3 protein-coding genes and 1 pseudogene are annotated in these 3,085 nt (G+C 71.6%); all 4 read left to right on the top strand.

Features of this window, described 5'->3' with window-relative positions; all coding sequences use genetic code 11:
- Positions 1-295, top strand: a pseudogene (locus Q0112_RS18560) (DNA polymerase III subunit delta'); the annotation flags it as partial.
- A 19-nt stretch (positions 296-314) separates the two neighbouring features.
- Complete coding sequence (locus Q0112_RS18555) at positions 315-1,097, top strand: TatD family hydrolase (RefSeq protein WP_297977544.1); 783 nt, start codon at positions 315-317, stop codon at positions 1,095-1,097.
- Positions 1,098-1,257: 160 nt separating this feature from the next.
- Entirely contained in the window at positions 1,258-2,058 is an 801-nt protein-coding gene (locus Q0112_RS18550; protein WP_297977542.1) for an MBL fold metallo-hydrolase, read from the top strand.
- On the top strand, positions 2,055-2,999 hold the full coding sequence (locus tag Q0112_RS18545; protein ID WP_324565371.1) for an AEC family transporter: 945 nt from the start codon (positions 2,055-2,057) through the stop codon (positions 2,997-2,999). Before Q0112_RS18550 ends, Q0112_RS18545 begins: the two co-directional genes overlap by 4 nt.
- The last annotated feature ends 86 nt before the right edge of the window (positions 3,000-3,085 follow it).

The raw sequence follows: 3,085 nt of genomic DNA, 5'->3' as shown, positions 1-3,085 counted from the left end.
CCGCCAGTCGGACCGCTACGAGCTCACCCTCGACCTCATCGCCACCGCCCTCGGCCGCCTCGCCCTGGCCGGCGCCGGCGCCCCGGTCCCCGCCCTGACCGACGCCGAGGCCGACATGGCCCGCCGCCTCGCCCCCGGCCCGGCCGAGGCCCGCCTCTGGGCCGACCTCGCCGCCCGCCTCGCCGAGCGCACCGCGCACGCCCGCGCGGTCAACCTTGACCCCGCCCAGGTCATCCTCGATACCTTGCTGCAGATCGACGCGACCGCCGCCGAGGCGCGGACACGCGCAGCCTGATCCCCGGGACGTTCCGCCGATGCCGACCCTCGTCGACAGCCATTGCCATCTCGACTTCCCCGACTTCGCCGGCGAGCAAGCCGCCATCGTCGCGCGCGCGAAAGCCGCCGGCGTCTCCCGCATGGTGACGATCTGCACCCGCCTCCGCCAGGCGCCGCAGGTGCGCGCCATCGCCGAGGCCAACGAGGGCGTCTTCTGGGCCGCCGGCACCCACCCGATGCATGCCGCCGAGGAACCGCTCGCCCGGATCGACGAACTCGTCGCGCTCGCCGCCCTGCCGAAATTCGTCGGCATCGGCGAGACCGGCCTCGACTACCACTATACTGCCTCGAGCGCCGCCATCCAGCAGGAGAGCCTGCGCCTCCACGTCGAGGCCGCCCGCCAGACCGGCCTCCCGCTCATCATCCACGCCCGCGACGCCGACGCCGACATGGCCCGCATCCTCGCCGAGGAGCATGCCGCCGGCCGCTTCTCCTGCGTGATGCACTGCTTCACCAGCGGCGCGCAACTGGCCGAAACCGCGCTCTCGCTCGGCTTCTACCTCTCGATCTCCGGCATCGCCACCTTCCGCAGCGCCGAGGCGCTCCGCGCCATTTTCACCGCCGCCCCCCGCGACCGGCTGCTGGTCGAGACCGACAGCCCCTATCTCGCGCCGCAACCCCACCGCGGCAAGCGCAACGAGCCGGCCTTCACCGCCGACACCGCCCGCTTCATGGCCGCCCACCTCGGCCTCGCGCCGGAGGAGTTCGCCGCCCTCACCACCGCCAACTTCGACCGCCTGTTCACCAGGGCTGCCGAATGAGGCCCCCCGGCTTTCATACAGGCTTGCTAACCTGGAGAGCAGTTGTTTTCCGCCAACAGGCGGAAAACAAGCAAAGAAACCATGCGCGCACCTGCGCGCACCTCATGGCCGCAACTGCGGCCTCCCCCGCCCTCCGCACCGCTGCCCTCGCCGGAAGATCATGACCGCCCGCCTCACCGTGAGAATCCTCGGCTGCGGCTCCTCCGCCGGCGTCCCCCGCATCGGCGGGGAGTGGGGCGCCTGCGACCCGACCAACCCGAAGAACCGCCGCAGCCGCTGCTCGATCATCCTGACCCGCACCGCCGCCGCCGGCACCACGCGCGTCCTCGTCGACACCAGCCCCGACCTCCGCTCCCAGCTCCTCGACGCCGGGGTGGGCCTGCTCGACGGCGTCGCCTACACCCATCCGCATGCCGACCATATCCACGGCATCGACGACCTGCGCACCGTGGTGCAGAACCGCCGCGCCCGCCTGCCGGTCTGGGCCGACGCCGACACGGCCGAGTTGCTCATGTCCCGCTTCGCCTACGTCTTCGTCCAGCCCGAGGGCAGCCTCTACCCGCCGATCCTCGAGCTCCGCCCGATCGACGGCCCCTTCGTCGTCGACGGCGCCGGCGGCCCGATCTCCTTCCGCCCCTTCCGCGTCGAGCACGGCCGCATCGACGCGCTCGGCTTCCGGGTCAACGACTTCGCCTACCTGCCCGACGTCTCCGCCATCCCCGACCCGGCCTGGGCGGAGCTCGAGGGGCTCGACACCTTCGTCCTCGACGCGCTGCGCCGCAAGCCGCACCCCACCCACTCGCACCTGGCGCAGAGCCTCGAGTGGATCGCGCGCCTCGCGCCCCGCGTCGGCGTCCTCACCAACATGCACAACGACCTCGACCACGCCACGCTCCTCGCCGAGCTCCCCCCCGGCGTCATCCCGGCGCACGACGGCCTCGAGCTCGAGATCCCGGCGTGATCGTCGAGATCCTCCTCGTCGTCATCCCGGTCTTCCTGGTGATGGGTGCGGGCTACGCCGCCACCCGCGGCGGCGTCTTCTCCTCGAGCGCGGTCGACGGCCTCATGGTCTTCACCCAGAGCTTCGCCATCCCCTGCCTGCTCTTCCGGGCGCTGGCCGACCTCGACCTCGGCGAGGTCTTCGACCCGCGGCTCCTGCTCTCCTTCTATCTCGGCGCCGTCACCGCCTTCACCCTCGGCATTCTCGGCGCGCGCAAGCTCTTCCGCCATCGCCCCGGCGAGGCGGTCGCCATCGGCTTCGGCGCGCTCTTCTCCAACTCGGTCCTCCTCGGCCTGCCGATCATGGAGCGGGCCTACGGCAGCGCCTCCCTCGGCCCGACCTTCGCCATCATCTCGATCCACGCCCCCTTCTGCTACTTCCTCGGCATCACGGTGATGGAGTTCACCCGCGCCGACGGCCGCGGCCTCGTCGAGACGCTGCGCATCGTCAGCCGCACCATCGTCCGCAACGGGCTGATGATCGGCCTCGCCCTCGGCTTCCTCTTCAACCTCGGCGACATCCCGATCCCGGATCCGGTCCGCGTCGCCGTCGACATGGTGGCCGACAGCGCGCTGCCCGCCGCCCTCTTCGGCCTCGGCGGCGTCCTCACCCGCTACTCGATCCGCGCCTCGCTGGCCGAGGCCGGCATGATCGCCACCCTCTCGCTGCTCGTGCATCCGGCGATCACCTACCTCCTCGCGCACGGCGTCTTCGCGCTGCCCGACGCCTTCGTGCGCTCGGCCGTGGTGACCGCCTCCATGGCGCCCGGCGTGAACAGCTACGTCTTCGCCAGCATGTACTCCCGCGGCCAGGCCCAGGCCGCCAGCGCCCTCATCCTCGCCACCGCCCTCCTCGTCCTCACCGCATCCGGCTGGCTCGCCATCCTAGGCGGTGTGTCCTGACGCGCGGCCCGAGGGGGCGCATTATACCCCGTCTACCCGATGCCCCGAAATTTCTCGGGGCGGATGATGTGGAAGTTGTCGTTGAC

Origin of the sequence: uncultured Amaricoccus sp. (assembly GCF_937858865.1) — a bacterium.
In the GTDB taxonomy this organism is placed as follows: domain Bacteria; phylum Pseudomonadota; class Alphaproteobacteria; order Rhodobacterales; family Rhodobacteraceae; genus Amaricoccus.
This window is presented reverse-complemented; position numbering and strand designations above follow the sequence as displayed.